Below are 20,129 nucleotides of genomic sequence, written 5' to 3'. Positions count from 1 at the left end.
CGGAAACATGATCTTGCGTGAATCCAACGCTGTCGTGCAGAAGAAAGGGCCTTTGGCTGGCGTACGCATCGCGGAGTTTGCGGGGTTGGGGCCTGGTCCGTTTGCCTGCATGCTGCTGGCGGACATGGGCGCGGATATTGTGCGCATCGACCGCCCGGGCGCGAGACAGGTTCACCCCCATGACCTGATCGGACGCGGTAGGCGCACCGTGCTGCTGGACCTCAAGCACCCGGGCGACCGCGATCAGGCGCTCGCGTTGCTGGCCCACACCGACGCGCTCGTGGAGGGATTCCGCCCGGGGGTGATGGAACGCCTCGGCCTGGGGCCGGAGGCGGTGGCGGCAGTCAATCCGAGACTGGTCTACGGCCGCATGACGGGCTGGGGACAGGAAGGGCCACTGTCACAAACCGCTGGCCACGATATCAACTACATCGCGCTGTCGGGAGCACTGGCTGCGATCGGCGAGCGCGATGGCGCACCGGTACCGCCGCTGAACCTGCTCGGAGACTATGGCGGGGGTAGCCTGTACCTCGTGACAGGCATCCTTGCCGCTCTGATCGAAGCGCGCACCTCGGGTCGTGGACAGGTGGTGGACGCCGCGATCTGTGACGGCGCGCTCTCGTTGATGAGCCTGTCTCAGAGCCAAAGTCTGCGGGGCCTTTACACCGAGCACCGCGGCGACAACATGCTGGATGGGGGCGCTCCTTACTACGCGGTGTACCGCGCCGCCGATGGCGAATACATCTGCATCGGCGCGATCGAACCGCAGTTCTTCGCGCTGTTGTGCGAGCGCATCGGCTTGAATCCGGCGCTGCGGGATGCACAACACGACCGGAGCCGATGGCCGGCACTGAGAGCGGAACTGACGCGGATCTTTGCAGCAGACCCTGTCTGCCTGGACTGCAACGAAGACAGACCACTCAGCCATTATTCCCGACCTGCGACAGATAGTAGCGATGCACGCGCCGAAGATGCGCGGTCATCTCGCTGGCAGCCTCGTCCGCATTTCGTTCGACAAGGAACTTGACAAGCCTGCGCCGCGATGGGAGTACGAAACGGTTCTCGTTATAGCCAATCTCCGCAATGTAATCGACCATCACTTTCAAGATGGCCTCCATCGTGAGGATCAGGATGGGATTACCGGAAATCCTGACGAGAAGACGATGGAACTCGAGGTTAATGCGCGCACGCTCCTCAATATTTCCCGTCTTTTGCGCCGCCTCGGCCGCGGCGACGTTCGCCTGTAGTGCCTCGAGGTCCGCTTCAGTTGCCTTCAGGCAAACGTCGCGGACCACAAGGTCAGCAAGCATGACCCGCGCTTCGGTCAGTTGCTCCGGCGTGATCGACCCGAGATAGTAGAGGTCCGTCAATCCGGTAATGACAACGTCCTTGTCGCCCTTCTTGATGAACGCACCACCTGTAGCGCCCTTCTTGAGCTCGACGAGGCCGGAAATCTCAAGCGCACGCAAGGCTTCGCGCAAAGTGTTGCGGCTCACGCCGAAACGCACGCAAAGGTCGCGTTCAGGAGGAAGCTTTTGACCCGGCTTAAGCCTGCCTGCCATCACCTCCTGCCGGATCTGCCTAGCGATTTCGTCGACCGCCCGGCTGACCGAGATCGGTTCGAAAGCGGCTTCCTCAGAAACGGCAGCCTGCCCGGTTTGGTCCATGTGCATTTCCACTGCTTTACCCTTTTCTGACTGCTTTTGGTGCGCTTTCACGACGCTCGACGCGCCACAGGTCCGCGTACATCGTAGCACACCGCGGCCGACGGTTCCATTGATAGGACCAATGAACTTCCGGCCGTCACGTCAGGGAAATCACTAGGTTCGGCTTCATTGACGCGTAATTCGCGATCAAAGTACCATTGGCTCAACCAATGACTTTTCTTATCCGTGCACGCAGGCGCGCGGAACCCTGAACTGCTGCAACTGAGTTACAGCGGAGCGTTCGTTCGCCGCGCCTGGCAGGTATGGTCAATTGTTGAATAGCTGAGTAGATACGATGAAAGTACTCGTCGCAGTCAAGCGGGTGGTGGATTACAACGTCAAGGTCCGCGTCAAGGCGGACGACAGTGGCGTCGATCTGGCCAATGTGAAGATGAGCATGAACCCCTTCGACGAAATCGCCGTGGAAGAGGCTGTGCGCCTGAAGGAAGTCGGCGCTGCCACCGAAGTGATCGCCGTCTCGTGCGGTGTCACGCAGTGCCAGGAAACCCTGCGCACCGCGATGGCTATCGGTGCCGACCGCGGCATCCTGGTGGAATCGAATGAAGACCTGCAACCGCTGGCCGTGGCCAAGCTGCTGAAGGCGCTGATCGACAAGGAACAGCCGCAACTGGTGATCCTGGGCAAGCAGGCCATCGACGACGACTCCAACCAGACCGGTCAGATGGTGGCCGCGCTGGCTGGCCTGCCGCAAGCCACGTTTGCCTCGAAGGTGGTGGTTGCCGACGAGGGTGGGCAAAAGCGGGCCTCGGTCACGCGTGAAGTCGATGGCGGCCTGGAAACGCTGTCGCTCAAGCTGCCGGCCGTGGTCACGACCGACCTGCGCCTGAACGAGCCGCGCTACGTCACGCTGCCGAACATCATGAAGGCCAAGAAGAAACCGCTCGATACCGTCAAGCCGGAAGACCTCGGCGTCGACGTCAAGCCGCGCCTGGCGACCCTGAAGGTGGTCGAGCCTGCCAAGCGCAGCGCGGGTGTGATGGTGCCGGACGTCGCGACGCTGGTGCAGAAGCTGAAGAACGAAGCCAAGGTTATCTGAGCGCGGGGGAGAAATAACATGACTGCACTCGTCATTGCTGAACACGACAATCAATCCATCAAGGCCGCCACGCTGAACACCGTGACCGCCGCTGCCCAGTGCGGCGGCCACGTGCACGTGCTGGTGGCTGGTTCCAACGCCAAGGCCGCGGCTGACGCCGCCGCCAAGATCGCCGGCGTGACCAAGGTCCTGCTGGCCGACGCACCGTACTTCGGTGACGGCCTGGCCGAGAACGTGGCCGAGCAGGCGCTGACCATCGCCAACGACTACTCGCACATCCTGGCTCCGGCCACCCCGTACGGCAAGAACATCCTGCCGCGCGTGGCTGCCAAGCTGGACGTGGCCCAGATCTCGGAAATCTCCAAGGTCGACGCCCCGGACACGTTCGAGCGCCCGATCTACGCCGGCAACGCCATTGCCACGGTCAAGTCGGAAGACAAGATCAAGGTCATCACCGTGCGCGGCACCGCCTTTGACGCCGCTGCCGCCGAAGGTGGCTCGGCCGCCGAAGGTGGCTCGGCCGCCGTTGAAACCCTGCCGGCCATGGCCGACGCAGGCGTTTCGCAGTTTGTTTCGCGCGAAGTGGCCAAGAGCGACCGTCCGGAACTGACCGCCGCCAAGATCATCGTCTCGGGTGGCCGTGGCGTAGGTTCGGGTGAGAACTACACCAAGGTGCTGACGCCGCTGGCCGACAAGCTGGGCGCCGCGCTGGGTGCCTCGCGCGCTGCCGTGGACGCCGGCTTCGTGCCGAACGACTACCAGGTCGGCCAGACCGGCAAGATCGTCGCGCCGCAGCTGTATATCGCCGCCGGTATCTCCGGCGCGATCCAGCACCTGGCCGGCATGAAGGACTCCAAGGTGATCGTCGCGATCAACAGGGACGCCGAAGCCCCGATCTTCTCGGTGGCCGACTACGGCCTGGTGGGCGATCTGAACACCGTGGTTCCGGAGCTGGTGGCCGCGCTGGGCTGATGCCGTCAGCTTGCCGGCCGTGACGCGGCCGGCAATGTTTGCGGCTGTACTCCCTCTCCTTTTGAAGGCCTTGAGTCTCCATCATGACTTCGCCCCCTACTGCTGCCACGTTCCTCGACCACCTCCATACGCGCGCCGCGCATTGTCGCTTCGACCGCCTGCCCGATGCCGTCGTTACCCAGGCCAAGCTTTGCATTCTCGACACCATCGGCTGCATTGTCGCCGGCATGCAGGCCGAGGAATCCAGACTCGTCGCCGGACCGTCAGCCACATCTACCCAGGCCGGTGATCAGGCTTCCGTATTTGTCCACGGCAGCAAGATGCCGATCGCAGCGGCAGTTATTGCGAACGGCTACGCGGGGGACATTCTGGAATTGAACGACCTGATTGGTGGCCACGCGAGCATCGGTTGCGTGACTGCGGCTGTCGCCACGGCCGAGGCGGTTGGCGCGAGTGGTCGCCAGCTGATCGAAGCCGTGGTGCGCGCCATCGAACTGACCAGCGCCGTCTACACAGCCGTCTATCCGTCATTGAAGCCATATGGTGAAGTGGGTCTAACCCCCGTCGGGCTGCCATCTTCTGTCGGCGCCGCGTCAGGCGTGGCACACTTGCGCGGACTGGATGACAAGCAAACCCGCCATGCGCTGGCGATTTCGGGGGCGCTGGCCGGCTGGTGCCCTGCGGAGGTCATCTTCCGCCAGGGCGGCACTGTCAAGCCCATGCTATTCGGGGCGCAGCCGGCGGCTACCGCCGTCACTGCGGTGCAGTATGCCAGCCACGGCATGACAGGCCCACTTCAACTGCTTGACGGTGACCTTGGGTACTTCTCGACGGTATCCAAGAGCGGCCGTCAGAACACGGGGGTGTCGTTGGAGAACTGGGCGTTGCTCGCCCCACGTCGCAAGCTTCACGCTTGCTGCGGGTATATCCATTCCGCAGTCGATGCACTCGCCGCCTTGCGGCGTGGCTGGCAGGGCGACCTTGCCGAGTGCGACATTGAAGTCAGGCTGCCAGCGTATGTGCACGAAGCGGTGGCCAAGACCGAGCCGCCTCGCACGGCGAACGAGGCGCGCTTCGATATCCGCTACTGCCTCGCGCTTGCGGCTTGCGGGTTCGATGTCATTCTGCCCGGACACGGCCTCGAGCTTCACCAGTATCTCGACCGCCCCGATGTGCGCGCAGTCATATCGAACATCGTTGCCGTTTCAGATCCGTCGCTGAATCACTATGAGCGCAGCCAGGTCTCCATCCGGCATCGGCACTCGGACCGATCGCAGTCTCTGTATCAGGATGCACCGCGCGGGGCTCCCTCGAACCCCCTCAGCGCGAGCGACATCGTGGAGAAATTCGTCGCACTGGTCTCCTGGCACATCTCCCCAGACAAGGCGCATGCGTATGCGAAACGCGTACTGGCACTCGAAGAATATACCGATTGCGAGTGGCTGGTCGACTCATTGCAGACGGATCCGCGCGTGGCTTGCGCCTGACGCAGGCAGCCTGATCCCTATCACATCCCCAGGCCAGAACGAGAGAGGAAAACGATTATGAGAGGCGCTTCATTTGCGGGTCTTGCATTAGCGATGAGCATGGCATGCGCTGGCGCGTCTGCCGAGCCCGGCTACCCGACCCGGCCCATCCGGATCATCGTGCCGTTCACGGCAGGATCGACCTCAGACATCACTGCGCGTGCTGTGGCGACCCGGATTGCGGCGCCGCTTGGGCAGCCGGTCATTGTCGAGAATCGTCCTGGCGCCAATGGGGTGCTTGGCATGCAGGCCGCCATGCGCACCAACCCGGACGGGTATACACTCGTGCTGTCGAGCGCGTCCTCGACCATGGTGCCCCCCGCATTACTCAGGTCCCCGCCCTTCGATCCACGCAAGCACTTCACGCCCATTTCGCTGGTCGCTGCCACGCCATTGCTACTTGTGACACGCAAGGACGCCTCGATCAACTCCGTTTCAGATCTCATCGCACAAGCGAAACGCGCGCCCGGGACGGTGACCTACGGCAGTTCGGCGGGCCTCTACCAGCTCGCCATGGAATCACTCAATCAGCGGGTGGGAACGGACATAACCCCCATCCCTTACAAGGGCCCTGCTGAAGCTCAGTCCGATCTGATCGGGGGCAGGCTAACGGTCATCTCGGATTCTCTCGGCCCTATCATGCCTCATATACGAAGTGGCCGCGTCAAGCCTCTTGCGATGCTGAGCGCAAAGCGATCCGATTTGCTGCCCGACACTCCCACCATGCAGGAACTCGGCTACAAGGACTTCGAGTTCACCGGCTGGCTCGGGCTGCTTGCGCCGGCGGGAACGCCGCGCGAGATTGTCAGCCGGCTGAACGCCGAAATTGTGAAGGCTGTGGAATCGGGTGAAGTACGGCGGCAGTTTGCCTTGCTCGGAATTGAAGCCAAATCGTCGACGCCCGAGGCGTATGCGTCTTTGATTGGTCGAGACACGGCTCGCTATGTGCGTATTGCGGAGCTTGCCGGCATCGAAAAACAGTAGGCATGCCGCCTGACGGATGAAGCCTTTTCTAACTGGCACGAACGTCGCCCGAATCGCTCTTTTAGCCTACCACCTTTCCTGGATTGCCCAATGACTGATGACGCAGCTCGCTATCAACCGCGTGGCCTCTATTTCGAGGATTTCGAAATTGGCAAGACTATCGTAACGTCGCGACGCACTGTCACGCTGACCGATATTGTCAATTTCGCTTGCCTGTCGGGCGACCACAATGCCCCCCATATCGATCACGAGTTCTGCAAGACGCAACCCTATGGAGAACCCATTGCCCACGGCCCGCTCGTGCTGGCGATCGCCGGCGGGCTCCAGTGCCTAAGCGGCATTAACGACGGCACCATCGTCGCGATGCTCGGTCTGGACAAGTGGCGGATGCACCTTCCGGTCAAGGCAGGCGACACCGTCCAGGTATTCATCACGCCCACCGAGAAGAAGTTGACCAGCAGCGGCAAGCAGGGCATCGTCATCTGCGACCGCATTGTCAAGAATCAACGCGGCGAGACAGTGCACTCAATGGTGATCTCGCTCATGTACAAGTGTCGGTCGACTGAAGAGCCGCCCCAATAAGCGTTGCCAAGGAGCCTAGCGCAGTGCCACGTCGAAGGTGGCGATGCCCCGGCATTCCAGCGGGAACAGCTGCGACAGCTCGGGCGCACACAAGGGGCCACTGTAGCATGTCGGTCGGGGCATGCACGTGGTGAACGAACCGGCGGAATTGCGCGAGGCGATCCGTTGGCCAACCGGACAAATCCAGCTGTACATCGCGCGCAGGCCGCAGCCCAGCATTACACCTGCGCTGATCATGGCGCCACGCGACTCCTCCAGCCACACAGCATCCTCGCCGATCTTGGCCGCATGGGCCGCTGCCTGTTCGAGCCAAGGCGCATGTGCCTTGGGGACGACCAGCATCGTCAAACCCAGTCCGTCCATCGCATGCAGAGCGTGCTCGAGATTAACGCCCTTACCGTTCTCTAGTTTGGAAAGCATGCCGATGGCGACACCGCAGTGCCCCGCCGCCTGGTCAATGAGCATCCCGTCCCCTGCGCGGGTTGCTCGAATGCGGTCGCCCAGTTGGTGCATGGTGCGAATGGTCGCGCGAGAAGGTGGCGTTGGATCAGGTAGCGATCGTACCGGACTTCCAGCAATGGGTGTACGACCGCCTCCAGGATGGCAAGACGGCCGAACTGCTGGACTACAGACGCCTCGCGGCATCGGGGGTGCGCGCCCATCCGACCGAAGAACACCTGATGCCTTTGTTTGTCGCGCTGGGCGCAGCCGCTGGGAACGGCGCGGCGCCGGCAATGCAGCGCGAGTTTGCCGAGGTGGATCACGGGATCCTGGCGATGGATGTCTACAGATTTGCGCGCCAGGGCTCTGACTGAAGGACGGATTTCAGACTACCGGCCAGTCCTCAGGTACCCATGCTGTTACGGCTGGCGAGTCCGTATGCTCTCGCGCTTAACATCGCTGCAATAGGCGAAATAGCCACGCCCCGCGAGGTTCAGCAGTAGGCAGTCGCCGGCCCACCAGGGCGCGATGGAACGAAAGCTGCCTGAAGCGGTACGTGGTCTCGCGGAAGATCATCGCATCGCTGCAGGGTGTGACCAGGTCGGAACGCCAAACCTGTCTTCCTCTATCATCAGCCCTGCCGATGGCCGGTGATGACCGCGCATAGGCCGGACCTGCCATCGGTTCGCGAGCACTTCACGGAGTCCCCCGCCCTTGACTGCCATACACAAGCTGTTACATGAGCGGATTGGCGATTAATTGCGCTTTTTTTGACGCTCTCGCCGGGCAGGCCATTTTTTTATTCGCCGGCGCCGACAGTGGCGGCGAGCGTGCTGTTGCAGATCGCTTCTATGGGGAATAGTTTGTCAAGTGGCGACAAGCTTTCTACAAAGATTCAGATCATAAAGAGTCCTCGAGGTCGGGCTGCGTGGGCTCGACTAACGTAAGGGGGAGACGGCTGGTGCGCACGTGAGACATCGACGTCTCACCAACTTCTATCCGCCGGTAGTACCGGCCTCATCCTTTATGCGCGTGGCGCCGGATAGTGCAATCCGGGAGATGTGCCCCATCTAATTATCGGCCGCGCTCAGCAGGCCAGCGATCTGCGCGGGCACAACTCATCTCACCCTCGATTGTTTTGCGACATCGCAACTGATGTCATGCCAGTTTGAACTGGGCCCCGTCGGGAATGATGCCTTCCGTTAGGTAACGCCATAGTGCAATCACGAGGCGCCTGGCGAGCGCGACGATGGCAATGCGGCGGGCACGGCGGTTGGGCCCGGTACCTTGGGTGCGTTCGTTGAACCATCGTGTAAGCGCACTGCCAGGCTGGTATCGGAGCCAGCCCCAAGCCATCTCGATAAGCTGAACCCGTACCCGTCGATTGCCTTGCTTGCTAATACCCTGATCGACCCGGCTCTGGCCGCTGTCGTAGGGCTGGGGCACGAGTCCTACGCACGCGCCGAGCTGTCGGCGGTTGCGGAACTGCCGCCAGAACAGTTCGAGCATAAGACGCGATGCACCAATGTCACCCACTCCCCTCAAGCGCTTGAGCCAGGTGATTCGCTCACGTACCGGCTCGGGTAGGCGGTCATGAAGAGTACGCTGGAGATCCTTGAGTTGCTGCTCGGCGAGTTCCAGGCGATGCGATTCACGCAGCAACCGTTCGCGCAGTTCGTCTGGCAACGGCGAGCCGTCGTGGCAGGTCAGTTCGCCGCGAGCGAGCCGCTTGGCGAATGCACGGTGGTCAACCTCGTCCCAACAGCCAACGGTAACAAGCAGTTTGCGCATGCGGTCGCGGTGCTGCATGACTTCCTTCTGCAGTTGTCCGCGATCGCGAATCAGATGACGCGACGCTTCATCCTGCAGAGAGGGCGCACGCACCACCCGCATACGGTCTCGCTCGCCATGTAGCCATGCACGTAGATTGGTGACGAGCTTGATTGCATCGAGGCGGTCCGTCTTCGCACGCCGCTTGTGGCGCTCCACCGGGATGCTCGCGGCATCGACCATATAACAGTCGATGCCGCGCGAGCGCAGCGACCGAAGGATCCAGAATCCGTCCTGTCCAGCTTCGTAGCTCACGACCACACGCACATGCGAAGGCAGCGACCACTTGCGCTTTTGCTGCTCGATCAGATCAAGCACGGCCTGCAGTCGAGAAGCGGCTTGTAGAGCACCGACCGAGTGAACCGCGGGTTGCTCCCTGAATCCGTCGTGAAGTGCAACCTTCCATTGTGCGGCCGACAGTTCGAGAGATACCGCCAGGATGGCGTCTTCAGCATGTAGTTCGGTAGCGTGATCGGCGTTCATGATGCCCTCCATTGAGCGAGCTCGTGCCCCATCAATCCTACTGCTAGCCGTCTTGGCGATTCTTCCCCTACATAGGATCTATTTCGGCTAATGGCGACCGCTAATTCCGCCAATGTGGGTGCCAGCCAGGATAGATTAAGGAAAAACGCTCTTCTCCTACCGATGCTCGCGAGTGCTTTCAATGGTGATCTCCCCAGCGCGAAGATCGTCGCGTAAACGCGGATCGCCAGAATGCCCCTATTTCTTTCGATCTTTCGCGCGGTCATACGCATGGCTCTACCGAACTATCACCCTCCCCGTCCGCCCTGCCCGGCCAGCAACAGAATTTCGCCGACACCGGCTCGGCGTAGCCCGCGCTAGCTGTATTAATGATCCGCCGCGCCGCATTAGCGGAATTCTTGGACATGGACGGAAAGTGGCGTTGCTCTCTCACAACGACAAAAAATTGCCACTGAACGGCCGTTTTGCCATATAGATCAAATGTTTACAGCCATGTGATCGCTAGCGGATATAGCGGTCACCGCTAGCGGAATTAATGATCCTCAACAGCAAGCATAAGGCGCGTCCGCTATGGCATTTCCGCACCGATCGAGGACCGCATCCGAAAATGACGCTTGGCGACTGCGCATCGAGCCGGCGGGGCACTCCAAGCAGTCGGAGTCGGACGCCACACCAAGCGCCACTCGATATCGCTTACTAATCAAAAAAATATGCACATTTCGCCATTCAACATCATCCCTGTTGCAGAATGTTGCTACGTCGCACACCGGTTTTGCGGCTGCCTATACTCCAAGCGGACAAATGGGGTGCCACCCGGTCCCGGGGACGTTGCCGCCCCGCCTCGTCGGCAATGCTGACAAAAAGGGGGACACAATGGCAAAGGTAAGTCCCGCAGGTGCTATCAGGCGATGGATCGCCGTCGTGGTCTATGCACTCGCGTTGCCGATCTTCGCCCCTGCCATGAGCCATGCACAATCGCCAGAGAACGTAAAGCAGGCCATGGAGTCACTGAAGGCAAAGACGGTCAAATTGGGCGTACCGGGGATCAAAGGAGAAGATGCTGTTGCTGGAAAACCCGCGCCAGCCTTGTACTTTGGCGCGACCAAGATGAACAACAACTTCGCCGTGGTTGATGAAGTCAAGAAGGAGCATAGCGGCACGGCAACATTGTTCGTCAAGAACGGCGATGACTTCGTCCGTGTGGCGACGAATGTGCAGAAGGACGACGGATCGAGAGCGATTGGGACTGTTCTCGACCCAAAGGGCAAGGCTATCGCCGCAATACGTAGTGGCGGTGCCTACTATGGTGACGCAGACATCCTTGGCAAGCCCTATATTACCGGGTATGAACCCATTCGGGATGCCAGCGGCAACGTCATCGGTATCTACTACGTGGGATACCCAAAGACAAAGTAATCCCAAGACGTCGCGTCACCTAACAGTGACGCGTCTTTTTGGTCAAAGGGCGAACGCGCCGGACTGGTTAACCTCCGTTGGCACGACCTTCGCCATCCGGCGATCACCCGGCTGGCGGCGAAACTACCGAACCCGATCGAACTGGCGGCAGTGTCCGGGCATCGCAGACTGACGATGCTCAAAAGGTACTACCACCCGTCCGCCGCCGACTTGGCGAAGAAGATTGGTTGACCGAACAGGGCAGCCACGACTGAAGTACATCTGAACGCCGATGCCCTTCCTGATCGATCTAATCGGAAGCGCAAACAAGAAACCCGCCGAAGCGGGTTGGGGGGCGGGCGTCGGAACGAAGCAGAAGTGGGGTTGCGGCCCGGGATGGGTGGCCGCCTTTGGGTGCGTTCGTTCCGATGTAGGGCCAGTCTACGAGCACCAGCACATCGTAAAGGCCACGGCACCGGTTCTGGCCGAACACGGCTACGACATCATGCGCACCGGAAGCGGTTCGATGACGCAATATCGGAAAATCATTCCCAGAAGGTTTGCCGCCGCATTGCGCCTTCTCCATAATGCTCCCTGCTCCTGCCCTCCCCGCTCAGTAGTCCACGCCCCCGCCCGCATCCCCGCAAGCCGCTCAAAGGCCAGCACTAATGTGGTATGGCAGCGCCGCAGCTTTTTCCTTCGCATCATCACGCGCGACGAGCATGCTGACGATGGCTTGCTTGGGCTTACCGTTCGCATCCACCGTCGCGCCGAGCAAATCTGCGGCGATGATCTCCCTCACCCTATTCTTTGCCCGTTCGAGGCGGATCTGCATTTGTACTTGGTTCATGACGGCTCCTTGATGAGACCTGACACACATCTGCTTGTCACAATCGAAGATTAGTAGCGGGAATCCTTCCTGTCGGTACGACGACGGACAATCCGATAGATGGCCTTCGTCGCGCGTGCCAGCTGGCACCTGCGCCCGGGCGCGGCGAGACGGTGATCCGAGAAAAAATCCCGCGGACTGTACGCCTGCGGACGGCACAGTTTGCCGGGACAAGTTATACAACGAAACACGAACGTCCTTCGGGCAAATTGCGGCAATACAAGGCGCACGGTGAGCCTCTAAGGCATGCCGCCTCGTTCCCCCAAAGCCCGGATTGGAGTAGTGCTGGCCGTGACAAATGCCAGAGTCGCCAGGTCGATCGCGCAGGTTGAAATGCTGCAGGGGTTGCAGCGGGATTCGTTTGCCTATTTCGTGAACGAGGCGAACCCGGCAAACGGCCTGGTGTTCGACAAGACACGCCTAGAGTGGCCCGCCAGCATAGCGGCCATCGGCATGGCGCTCACGGTCTACCCGGTGGGCGTCGACCACCATTTCATGTCGCGCAACCACGCCGCACAGCGCACGCTGGCAACGCTGCGCTTCCTGGCATGCTGCGAGCAGAGCACCGCGCCCGATGCCAGCGGCTACAAAGGCTTTTACTACCATTTTCTGAGCATGACGTCCGGCCGCCGGGCGTGGCTCTGCGAGTTGTCAAGTGTGGACACCGCAATCCTGATGGCGGGCATCCTGACAGCGGCAGCGTTCTTCCAGGAGGAAACCGCCAGCGAGGCCGAGATAAGGCGGCTGGCCGACATGCTTTATAGACGGGTGGACTGGCACTGGATGCTCGGGGCCAATCCACTCTTGTGCCACGGCTGGACGCCCGAGCACGGATTCCTGAAGTGGCACTGGGAAGGCTATGACGAGGCACTGATCCTGTACATCCTCGCGCTTGGCTCCCCGACGTTTCCCATCCCTGCGCACAGCTATCCGGCGTGGGTCGCGAGCTATTGCTGGAAGACGGTCTACGGCATCGAATATCTGTATGCCGGCCCCCTCTTCACCCATCAGCTCTCCCATGCAAGGGTAGACTTTCGCGGCATCCGCGATCCGTTCATGCAGCAGCATCAATGCGACTACTTCGAGAACAGCCGCCGTGCGACCCTGGTGCAGCAGCAGTACGCGATCCGCAATCCCATGGATTTCGAACAATATGGAGAGTTCTGCTGGGGCACGACCGCCAGCGACGGCCCTGGCACAGTTACCCGTACGGTCAATGGCGTGCAGCGCACGTTCTTCGACTACATCGCGCGCGGCGTTCCCTACGGGCCGGACGACGGCACCCTCGCGCCGTGGGCCGTCGTGGCCTCCCTCCCGTTTGCCCCCGACATTGTGTTGCCGACAATCGCGCACTTCAACCGGCTCCGGCTCTGTGAAGCCAATCCCTATGGCTTCAAGGCGTCATTCAATCCAACTTTTCCCTGCGAGCCCGCCCGCGCGGCGGGATGGGTGTCGGAATATCACTTCGGCATCAATGAGGGCCCGACGATCATCATGATCGAAAACTACCAGAGCGGCCGGATTTGGGCCCTCATGCGGCAATGCCCCTATATCAAGGCCGGATTGCGTCGCGCGGCCTTCAGCGGAGGATGGCTAGACTGATGCGAAACAGCAGTGCGATCGACGCTTCGCCGGTCAGTTTCGCCGCCTCCTGCCTGTATTCCTCTACCCGCGTCACATCGACATGGGAAATGAAGAAGTCAGGGTCGGCGCTCCTGAACACGAGAACCTGTACAGTTTCCTTGTCGGCGCCGCTGATGACCAGCGCCACTTCGATCGCTTTCATGACGCCCTGGCTCAGGTAATCGCCCCAGGTAACGTGGCCACACGTGGCATCGGGGTTGCGCCACGACATCAGAAAGAGCGTGTGGCCTTGTTCGACGGCGAACCGCACAAACGAGTTCTCTGGCTGCAAGTCCAGGATGTAGATTGTTGATGGACGGCGGCACGATCAGCAGCGGGCGCGTTGCCACCCGTTCGGTTAGCGGCGGCGACTGGATCAGCTGAAAACGTCCTCGAACACAACCGCGCCTTCGGACATTGCCACGTTCTTGCCGATCTCGAACGCCGGTCTCGTCGGTGATCGACAGCCCGCCTTTGCGCATGTCCGCGAGCAGGTTCCTGAGGCCGGCCTGCAGGCTCTCGCCCTCGAACGCGAGTTGCAGCACCTCCGGATTGGTCGCGGCGAAGTTGGCAGGGCTCATCGCATCGATGAACTGGCGCGTGTAGAAGCGCAGCCGTTGCTTGGCGGGCTAGTGTCCTGAGTCAGAAATTCGTAGACAAAATCGCTTGATGCTGGCGAGGATGTCATCGGCGGACTTTGTCCACACGAAAGGCGTGGGGTTGGCGTTGTTCAGGTCAAGGTATTGGCGGATAGCTTGCTCAAGTTGTCGGGTTGAGCGATGCGTGCCGCGGCGGATGTATTGTTCGGTGATGGTTGCAAACCAGCGCTCCACCTGATTGATCCACGAGGCGGAGGTCGGTGTGAAATGAACATGGAAGCGTGGATGGCGAGCGAACCAAGCCTTGATCGACGCCGTCTTGTGCGTGCCGTAGTTGTCCATGACGAGATGCACATCGAGCTTGGGTGGCACATTGGCTTCGATCGTGCGTAGAAACTGCAGGAACTCACTGCTGCGATGTCTGCGATGCAATTCACCGATAACTTTTCCTGTGGCGATGTCCAGCGCGGCGAACAACGTTGTCGTGCCATGGCGCATGTAGTCATGCGTGCGTCGCTCGGGGATGCCTGGCGCCATCGGCAAAATAGGCTGCGTGCGGTCCAGCGCCTGAATCTGGCTCTTCTCGTCAACGCACAACACCATGGCCTTGAGCGGTGGGTCGAGGTACAACCCCACGATATCTCGCACCTTCTCCACGAACAATGGGTCGCTGGACAGCTTGAAGGTCTCCTGTCGATGCGGCTGCAGCCCAAAGGCGCGCCAGATACGCGTCACGGTCGACTGCGACAGATCTGCCGCGCGAGCCATGCTGCGCGTGCTCCAGTGAGTAGCCCCGGCTGGCACGGATTCGAGCGTCTTGGCAATAATCGCATCGACCTGTGCGTCAGCGATGGTCCTCGGCGCCCCTGGGCGCGGAGCATCCAGCAGCCCATCCAGGCGATCCGCGACGAATCGCGAGCGCCACTTGGAAACCGTATGCACGTCGACACGCTGCTTTGCGGCAACGGTCTTGTTGTCCAGGCCTTCAGCACTGGCCAGCACAATGCGCGCGCGCAAAGCCAACGCCTGTGCCGTCTTGCGCCGCATCGTCAGCGCCTTGAGCTGCTCGCGTTCAGCCTCACTCAAGATTAGTTCCGCCTTTGGTCTTCCCCTCATCGCTACCTCGCCCTGTGCGTGCCTTCAATGCAGAGTACAACGCGAGCCAAATAATGCAATGAATTTCAGACTCATGACACTGATATGTATTGACCTTGTCAAGTTGGTTGGTTTCCTATTTTTGGCTGGTTGAACTCCAGTGTATTTGGGCCAGGGCCGGCGGTTCTTCGACGGTTGATCATTCTGATATGCGCGGGTTGGGTACCGCATGACAAATGATTCGTCGAGGAGCTGCCTCCGTCTAGTTTCGAGGGTTGTGCTGTTTCCAGTTGCCTCCTAGTGTGGGCGAGGATTCTCCACCGCTGCCGGACCTGGCCCAAATACACTGGTGTCTATCGGTTCGATTAGGGCCGTCTGACCTCTGCCTGCTGGCCGACCGCCCAAATAAAGCCCGTTAGTTCACGTGCAATCGCTGTACAGACCTGCACTGGCAGTTTGCCGCGCGCGCTCAGGTGACGATAGCGATGACACAGCCGTTTCTGCGCTTCCCAGGCAATCCCCTGGATCTCTGTCGTGGTGCGTTCGGCACGACGCTGGAGGGTGGCGGTCTTTCGCGCTGGATGCCGATAGGTCCAGGCCGCCTCGACCAGCACTCGCCGCACATGGCTGTTGCCGGCCTTGGTAATACTGCCTCGTCGTTCGCGCTTGCCGCTGGAATGCTCGCTTGGCACCAGTCCGAGATAGGCCATCAACTGCGGCGCGTCGGTGAAGCGGCGCAGATCGCCAAGCTCGGCCACCACCGTCACGGCAGTGATCAGGCTCACGCCGCGCAGAGCCATTAGGGCCTCGATCACCGGCCAAACCGGGCTGTCTTGCACCGCGCGCGCGATCTCCTGCTCCAGGCGTGCCACACGCTGGCTGCAAGCCTTGACCGTATCGATGTATTCCTGCAGCACGATCTGCTGCACCGGGTAGGCAAACTTGATCCCCTCGAGCCAGCGCCAGTGCGCTTGGGTCCAGCGGGATTTACCGCTATAGCGGTGGCCATGGCGTGACAGAAACGACAACAATCTTTGCTTGGCCTGCCGCTGCAGATGCTTCATGTCCTCGCGTGCACGGGTGAGGTCGCGTAAGGCCTCCTGGGCTTCGCCGGGGACCCAGACCGCGGTCAGTTCGCCGGCCCGGTGCAGCCGGGCCAGGCTCAGGCTGTCGCGGCGGTCGGTCTTGACGCGTTCGCCAGGCTTGCGCGGAATCAGCGAAGGGGCGACCACCTGACAGTCCTGCTTCAGATCACGCAGTTGCCGATACAGCACGTAGCCACCCGGCCCCGCTTCGTAGCAAAACGAAAGTCGGGCTCCGTCACGTTTGAGTTGCGTAACCAGCTTCCTGATCACCTCCGGCGTATTCCCGATCTCGCCGACATACCTGACGTCGCCAGCTGTGTCCGCCACCGCCACGGCAATGGTTTCTTGGTGGACATCCAGGCCCACGTACTTGCTAAACTTGTCCATGACCTGCCCCCTCAATTGTGGCTCTGGGCCGTTGGTTTAACCCACCTCAAGCCTAATCCACGTCGCTTGAGGTGCGGCAGGTCAATACATTCTGTCTAGTCAAACGCCGCGGCCTCGACCATGTCTTCGGCTAATCTGGCGTTGAGCAGGTAGCTTTGCTTGAGCAAGCTGTAGAAGGGATTGTCGCACCGGTCGACGGCGCTGAAGGGGCGATCGCCCCGCTCGGGCGCGACCTCCGCTTCGGGCGGTCGATCGGCCATGCTGGCAAGCATCCGCGTCCAAAGTGCGAACTGCTGCTGGAAATAGTGCCATTGCAGATCCGCGAACGGTCCTGCGCCGGGCTGCACAGATGGTGCGTCGGAGGAACCGGGGACCTGTGCGGCTGGGTTAAGCATCATGGCCGGCCACAGGCTCTGTCCCGATTGGATGAAGCCCTGCAAATATTCGTCAGGAACGTTGTAGGGCGATGCCATCGATTTCTCCATGATCCCGGGTGCCGTGGCGGCCGTCGGCCAGCGCGTCCATGCCCTACTTGGGATGCAGCAACTTCTTAATCTCCTCCATATGCTCCGTGGCCCGCTGCGTGATGGTGGCCAGCGCATCGACCTGCGACTTGCGTGCCATCTCCGCGAGATCCTTCATATCGGTCAGCGCCGTCTGGTAGGCCACGCGAATCATCTCCGCCTGCTTGCCAGGGTCGATCAAGCCAGCGCCACCGGCCTGGGCCTGGGCAAAGTCCTGGATTCCCTGCATGGTCCGGGTCAGGATCTCGGATTGCTTCTGTGCCATGGCTTGCATCGCCTCATAGGTAACCTTGTTGCTCTCGGCTAGCGCCTCCATGTCCTTGCGCTGCGACTCGATGATCGACGACATATCAAGCCCGGTGACCTTGAAGTCCAGCATCATCTTGGTCACGTTGGCGAAGGGGTTGGTTTGGGTGGTCATCAATTGTCTCCTGTTGAAAGGAATCGTTGCGGGTTCGCAGGCAGGCAGCGGCGATAATCGCCAACGCCATCGCGCCTAGGTGGAGGTAGGAGGTCCTGGGAGAATTCCTCGTCGATGTGCACCGCGTTGTTGTCGCCCGAGACGGCGGCGAACAGCACGATATCCACCAGCCACTTCGTAAACTGCTTGGATCTTGCCGCCCTCACAATCCGTGCGTCGAACCTGGCTGGACGCAACGCACATCTTCCGAAAAATCCCGTTCCGACTCTGATCTGTTGCGGCACGTGCGCGCCTACATCTGTTCTATAGCCTGTTACGGTAGGAATGCTGTCCGCAAGCGTACCGTCCCGCGGAATTTCACGTCCATGTCCATACACGCGCGAGTCCCGCCGTTAGGCGCCGCTTCGGCTCAGCGGAGCTGCTCGAGGATCGCTGGATTCTCAAGCGTCGACACATCCTGCGTGATCGCCTCGCCATTCGCTAGCGAACGCAGCAGCCGGCGCATGATCTTGCCCGAACGCGTCTTAGGCAAGTTGTCGCCAAATCGAATGTCCTCGGTTTCGCAATCGGTCCGATCTCCTTGCTCACCCACGCCCGCAACGCGTTTGCGATCTTCACCGCTTCCTCGCCCTCCGGGCGCGCGCCCTTCAGCACCACGAACGCAATGACGGTTTCGCCGGTGATCTCGTCCGGCCGGCCGACCACGGCAGCCTCGGCCACCAGCGCATTCGCAGCCAGCGCCGACTCGATCTCCATGGTGCCAAGCCGGTGGCCGGACACATTGAGCACATCGTCGATACGCCCCATGATCGTGAAATAGCCCGTCACAGGGTCACGGACGGCGCCATCGCCGGCAAGGTACAACTTGCCGCCAAGCTCTTCCGGGAAGTAGCTCGACTGATAGCGCTCGGGGTCGCCCCAGATGGTGCGCAGCATCGCGGGCCACGGGCGCTTGATCACCAGGATCCCGCCCTGTCCGGCAGGCACGTCCTGCCCGGTTTCATCGACGACCGCCGCCATGATGCCCGGCAACGGCAGGGTGCACGAGCCCGGCACAAGCGGCGTCGCGCCGGGCAGCGGCGAGATCATGTGCCCGCCCGTCTCGGTCTGCCACCAGGTATCGAGGATCGGGCAGCGTGCGCCGCCGATGTTGGTGTAGTACCACATCCACCCTTCCGGATTGATCGGCTCGCCGACGGAGCCAAGGATGCGCAGCGACGACAGGTCATAGTTCGACGGACTCACCTTTTCGTCAACAGCGGCTGCCTTAATGAGCGAACGGATGGCGGTTGGCGCGGTATAGAAGACCGTGACCTGGTGCTTCGCGATCATATCCCAGAAGCGGCCCGCGTGCGGGTAAGTCGGCACGCCTTCGAACAGCACCTGGGTGCCGCCGACCGCGAGCGGGCCATAGGTGATATAGCTGTGGCCGGTGATCCAGCCAATGTCAGCGGTACACCAAAATACATCCGTCGGCTTCCAATCGAAGGTCCATTTCATGGTCTGCGCGGCCCACAGCAAAAAGCCCCCGGTGCTGTGCTGAACGCCTTTCGGCTTGCCGGTCGAACCAGAGGTGTACAGGATAAAGAGCGGATGCTCGGCGCCAACCCACTCCGGTTCACAGGTGCTGGCCTCGGCTTGCGCCAGTTCATGCATCCACAGATCGCGATCCGCGTTCCACTGTATCTTGCCGCCCGTGCGCTGGTACACGATCACGCTCTTCACCGCTTCGCAGCCGCCCAGCGCGAGGGCTTCGTCCGCGATACTCTTCAGCGGCAGGGCTTTGCCGCCGCGCATCTGTTCGTCCGCGGTGACCAGCGCAACGGCACCCACACCCACCAGCCGTTCGTGCAGCGATTTCGCGGAGAAGCCGCCGAAAACAATCGAATGCGTCGCGCCGATTCGCGCGCATGCCTGCATGGCGACCACGCCCTCCACCGACATTGGTAGGTAGATCACGACACGGTCACCCTTCTTCACGCCACGTCTCCTGAACGCGTTCGCGAAGCGGCACACGCGTTGCAGGAGATCCTGGTAGGTCACGGTGGCCACGGTGCCATCGTCGGCTTCAAAGAGGATAGCAACCCGGTCGCCATTGCCGGCCTCGACATGGCGATCAAGACAGTTGTACGAGGCGTTTAGCTCTCCATCCTCGAACCACGTGTAGAACGGCGCGTTCGATTCGTCCAGGACTTTGGAGAAAGGCGCCTTCCATGTCAGCGTCTCGCGTGCGAGACGCCCCCAGAAGCCGTTGTAGTCGGCTTCAGCCTCGGCGACGAGGGTCTTGTACGCGTCCATGCCAGAGATGGCCGCATCTGCCGCAAGCTCTGCGGGCGGCGGGAACAGGCGGTGTTCGTGGAGAACCGATTCAATGGATTTCATTGCTTACTCCTGCGTGCATATTGAGCATGGGGCCATGCCGCCGCGCCATCCTCTGCCACCCTCCCTGAAACAAGCGGCTCAAGGCCTTTGCCATACTGTGCACGCAATCGCCTTTGAAGTCGGTACGCCGCCGTACCCGGTGCGCGGC

20 protein-coding genes and 2 pseudogenes are annotated in these 20,129 nt (G+C 61.1%); 10 read left to right on the top strand and 12 right to left on the bottom strand.

Annotated features, from left to right (window positions below):
• The first annotated feature begins 7 nt into the window (after window positions 1–7).
• Window positions 8–1,027, top strand: coding sequence for a CaiB/BaiF CoA transferase family protein (locus CNE_RS39865; RefSeq protein ID WP_080569634.1), 1,020 nt, complete (start codon window positions 8–10; stop codon window positions 1,025–1,027).
• Here the strand turns inward: CNE_RS39865 and CNE_RS32295 are convergent.
• Complete coding sequence (locus tag CNE_RS32295; RefSeq protein ID WP_238553201.1) at window positions 921–1,667, bottom strand: FadR/GntR family transcriptional regulator; 747 nt, start codon at window positions 1,665–1,667, stop codon at window positions 921–923. The genes CNE_RS39865 and CNE_RS32295 overlap by 107 nt on opposite strands.
• Before the next feature lie 334 nt (window positions 1,668–2,001).
• On the opposite strand from CNE_RS32295, the gene CNE_RS32290 reads away from it, so the two are divergent.
• From CNE_RS32290 to CNE_RS32270, 5 genes are all read left to right on the top strand, one after another.
• The gene (locus CNE_RS32290) at window positions 2,002–2,763 is read left to right on the top strand and encodes an electron transfer flavoprotein subunit beta/FixA family protein (protein WP_013958944.1); all 762 of its coding nucleotides are present in this window, start codon (window positions 2,002–2,004) and stop codon (window positions 2,761–2,763) included.
• 18 nt (window positions 2,764–2,781) lie between these two features.
• Window positions 2,782–3,735: an electron transfer flavoprotein subunit alpha/FixB family protein gene (locus tag CNE_RS32285; RefSeq protein ID WP_013958943.1), complete on the top strand. Its 954-nt coding sequence runs from the start codon at window positions 2,782–2,784 to the stop codon at window positions 3,733–3,735.
• An 83-nt stretch (window positions 3,736–3,818) separates the two neighbouring features.
• Window positions 3,819–5,222 (top strand): MmgE/PrpD family protein, encoded by a 1,404-nt coding sequence (locus CNE_RS32280; protein WP_013958942.1) that lies wholly within the window; start codon window positions 3,819–3,821, stop codon window positions 5,220–5,222.
• 57 nt (window positions 5,223–5,279) lie between these two features.
• Window positions 5,280–6,245, top strand: coding sequence for a Bug family tripartite tricarboxylate transporter substrate binding protein (locus tag CNE_RS32275; protein WP_041229016.1), 966 nt, complete (start codon window positions 5,280–5,282; stop codon window positions 6,243–6,245).
• A gap of 90 nt (window positions 6,246–6,335) precedes the next feature.
• Complete coding sequence (locus CNE_RS32270) at window positions 6,336–6,827, top strand: MaoC/PaaZ C-terminal domain-containing protein (RefSeq protein ID WP_013958940.1); 492 nt, start codon at window positions 6,336–6,338, stop codon at window positions 6,825–6,827.
• 15 nt (window positions 6,828–6,842) lie between these two features.
• On the opposite strand, the gene CNE_RS42405 is transcribed toward CNE_RS32270, so the two are convergent.
• Entirely contained in the window at window positions 6,843–7,292 is a 450-nt protein-coding gene (locus CNE_RS42405; protein ID WP_238553200.1) for a hypothetical protein, read from the bottom strand.
• A 71-nt stretch (window positions 7,293–7,363) separates the two neighbouring features.
• On the opposite strand from CNE_RS42405, the gene CNE_RS38755 reads away from it, so the two are divergent.
• A complete protein-coding gene (locus CNE_RS38755) occupies window positions 7,364–7,642 on the top strand; it encodes a class III extradiol ring-cleavage dioxygenase family protein (RefSeq protein WP_238553199.1) in 279 nt (92 codons plus the stop codon).
• A 784-nt stretch (window positions 7,643–8,426) separates the two neighbouring features.
• On the opposite strand, the gene CNE_RS32260 is transcribed toward CNE_RS38755, so the two are convergent.
• Window positions 8,427–9,581, bottom strand: coding sequence for an IS110 family RNA-guided transposase (locus CNE_RS32260; protein ID WP_013958800.1), 1,155 nt, complete (start codon window positions 9,579–9,581; stop codon window positions 8,427–8,429).
• A gap of 873 nt (window positions 9,582–10,454) precedes the next feature.
• Here CNE_RS32260 and CNE_RS32255 point away from each other — a divergent pair.
• Both CNE_RS32255 and CNE_RS42975 read left to right on the top strand, forming a co-directional pair.
• Complete coding sequence (locus CNE_RS32255; RefSeq protein ID WP_013958936.1) at window positions 10,455–10,997, top strand: Cache 3/Cache 2 fusion domain-containing protein; 543 nt, start codon at window positions 10,455–10,457, stop codon at window positions 10,995–10,997.
• A 48-nt stretch (window positions 10,998–11,045) separates the two neighbouring features.
• Window positions 11,046–11,228: pseudogene (locus CNE_RS42975) on the top strand (tyrosine-type recombinase/integrase); the annotation flags it as partial.
• 400 nt (window positions 11,229–11,628) lie between these two features.
• On the opposite strand, the gene CNE_RS32250 reads toward CNE_RS42975, so the two are convergent.
• Complete coding sequence (locus tag CNE_RS32250; protein WP_041229015.1) at window positions 11,629–11,826, bottom strand: hypothetical protein; 198 nt, start codon at window positions 11,824–11,826, stop codon at window positions 11,629–11,631.
• A 372-nt stretch (window positions 11,827–12,198) separates the two neighbouring features.
• Here CNE_RS32250 and CNE_RS32245 point away from each other — a divergent pair, with 372 nt between their 5' ends.
• Entirely contained in the window at window positions 12,199–13,467 is a 1,269-nt protein-coding gene (locus CNE_RS32245) for a glucoamylase family protein (protein WP_041229014.1), read from the top strand.
• On the opposite strand, the gene CNE_RS43195 is transcribed toward CNE_RS32245, so the two are convergent.
• The 8 genes and pseudogenes from CNE_RS43195 to acs all read right to left on the bottom strand — a co-directional run bounded on the left by CNE_RS43195 (window position 13,445) and on the right by acs (window position 19,981).
• Window positions 13,445–13,759 carry a hypothetical protein gene (locus CNE_RS43195; protein WP_404997167.1) on the bottom strand — a complete coding sequence of 105 codons (315 nt, stop codon included), beginning with the start codon at window positions 13,757–13,759 and terminating at the stop codon, window positions 13,445–13,447. The two genes, CNE_RS32245 and CNE_RS43195, sit on opposite strands and share 23 nt — an antisense overlap.
• A gap of 94 nt (window positions 13,760–13,853) precedes the next feature.
• A pseudogene (locus tag CNE_RS43190) lies at window positions 13,854–14,069 on the bottom strand (class I poly(R)-hydroxyalkanoic acid synthase); the annotation flags it as partial.
• Between the two features lie 48 nt (window positions 14,070–14,117).
• Window positions 14,118–15,203, bottom strand: coding sequence for an IS630 family transposase (locus CNE_RS32235; protein ID WP_013958932.1), 1,086 nt, complete (start codon window positions 15,201–15,203; stop codon window positions 14,118–14,120).
• 344 nt (window positions 15,204–15,547) lie between these two features.
• Complete coding sequence (locus CNE_RS32230; protein WP_013958931.1) at window positions 15,548–16,654, bottom strand: IS110 family RNA-guided transposase; 1,107 nt, start codon at window positions 16,652–16,654, stop codon at window positions 15,548–15,550.
• 95 nt (window positions 16,655–16,749) lie between these two features.
• Complete coding sequence (locus CNE_RS32225) at window positions 16,750–17,127, bottom strand: hypothetical protein (RefSeq protein WP_013958930.1); 378 nt, start codon at window positions 17,125–17,127, stop codon at window positions 16,750–16,752.
• A gap of 55 nt (window positions 17,128–17,182) precedes the next feature.
• Window positions 17,183–17,599 carry a phasin family protein gene (locus CNE_RS32220; RefSeq protein WP_013958929.1) on the bottom strand — a complete coding sequence of 139 codons (417 nt, stop codon included), beginning with the start codon at window positions 17,597–17,599 and terminating at the stop codon, window positions 17,183–17,185.
• Window positions 17,599–17,766, bottom strand: coding sequence for a MaoC/PaaZ C-terminal domain-containing protein (locus CNE_RS39845; protein ID WP_013958928.1), 168 nt, complete (start codon window positions 17,764–17,766; stop codon window positions 17,599–17,601). Before CNE_RS39845 ends, CNE_RS32220 begins: the two co-directional genes overlap by 1 nt.
• A 313-nt stretch (window positions 17,767–18,079) precedes the next feature.
• Window positions 18,080–19,981 carry an acetate--CoA ligase gene (gene acs, locus CNE_RS32215; protein WP_013958927.1) on the bottom strand — a complete coding sequence of 634 codons (1,902 nt, stop codon included), beginning with the start codon at window positions 19,979–19,981 and terminating at the stop codon, window positions 18,080–18,082.
• Between the last annotated feature and the right edge of the window lie 148 nt (window positions 19,982–20,129).

The sequence above is a fragment of the Cupriavidus necator N-1 genome, assembly GCF_000219215.1.
Lineage (GTDB): Bacteria > Pseudomonadota > Gammaproteobacteria > Burkholderiales > Burkholderiaceae > Cupriavidus > Cupriavidus necator.
Note: the sequence above shows the minus strand (reverse complement) of the source record. Positions and strands in the feature narration are given on the sequence as shown.

Coding starts and splice junctions, on each gene's coding strand:
- CNE_RS39865 (WP_080569634.1), top strand. CDS start 8: ATGATCTTGCGTGAATCCAACGCTGTCGTGCAGAAGAAAGGGCCTTTG.
- CNE_RS32295 (WP_238553201.1), bottom strand. CDS start 1,667: ATGGACCAAACCGGGCAGGCTGCCGTTTCTGAGGAAGCCGCTTTCGAA.
- CNE_RS32290 (WP_013958944.1), top strand. CDS start 2,002: ATGAAAGTACTCGTCGCAGTCAAGCGGGTGGTGGATTACAACGTCAAG.
- CNE_RS32285 (WP_013958943.1), top strand. CDS start 2,782: ATGACTGCACTCGTCATTGCTGAACACGACAATCAATCCATCAAGGCC.
- CNE_RS32280 (WP_013958942.1), top strand. CDS start 3,819: ATGACTTCGCCCCCTACTGCTGCCACGTTCCTCGACCACCTCCATACG.
- CNE_RS32275 (WP_041229016.1), top strand. CDS start 5,280: ATGAGAGGCGCTTCATTTGCGGGTCTTGCATTAGCGATGAGCATGGCA.
- CNE_RS32270 (WP_013958940.1), top strand. CDS start 6,336: ATGACTGATGACGCAGCTCGCTATCAACCGCGTGGCCTCTATTTCGAG.
- CNE_RS42405 (WP_238553200.1), bottom strand. CDS start 7,292: ATGCTCATTGACCAGGCGGCGGGGCACTGCGGTGTCGCCATCGGCATG.
- CNE_RS32260 (WP_013958800.1), bottom strand. CDS start 9,581: ATGAACGCCGATCACGCTACCGAACTACATGCTGAAGACGCCATCCTG.
- CNE_RS32255 (WP_013958936.1), top strand. CDS start 10,455: ATGGCAAAGGTAAGTCCCGCAGGTGCTATCAGGCGATGGATCGCCGTC.
- CNE_RS32250 (WP_041229015.1), bottom strand. CDS start 11,826: ATGAACCAAGTACAAATGCAGATCCGCCTCGAACGGGCAAAGAATAGG.
- CNE_RS32245 (WP_041229014.1), top strand. CDS start 12,199: ATGCTGCAGGGGTTGCAGCGGGATTCGTTTGCCTATTTCGTGAACGAG.
- CNE_RS32235 (WP_013958932.1), bottom strand. CDS start 15,203: ATGAGGGGAAGACCAAAGGCGGAACTAATCTTGAGTGAGGCTGAACGC.
- CNE_RS32230 (WP_013958931.1), bottom strand. CDS start 16,654: ATGGACAAGTTTAGCAAGTACGTGGGCCTGGATGTCCACCAAGAAACC.
- CNE_RS32225 (WP_013958930.1), bottom strand. CDS start 17,127: ATGGCATCGCCCTACAACGTTCCTGACGAATATTTGCAGGGCTTCATC.
- CNE_RS32220 (WP_013958929.1), bottom strand. CDS start 17,599: ATGACCACCCAAACCAACCCCTTCGCCAACGTGACCAAGATGATGCTG.
- acs (WP_013958927.1), bottom strand. CDS start 19,981: ATGAAATCCATTGAATCGGTTCTCCACGAACACCGCCTGTTCCCGCCG.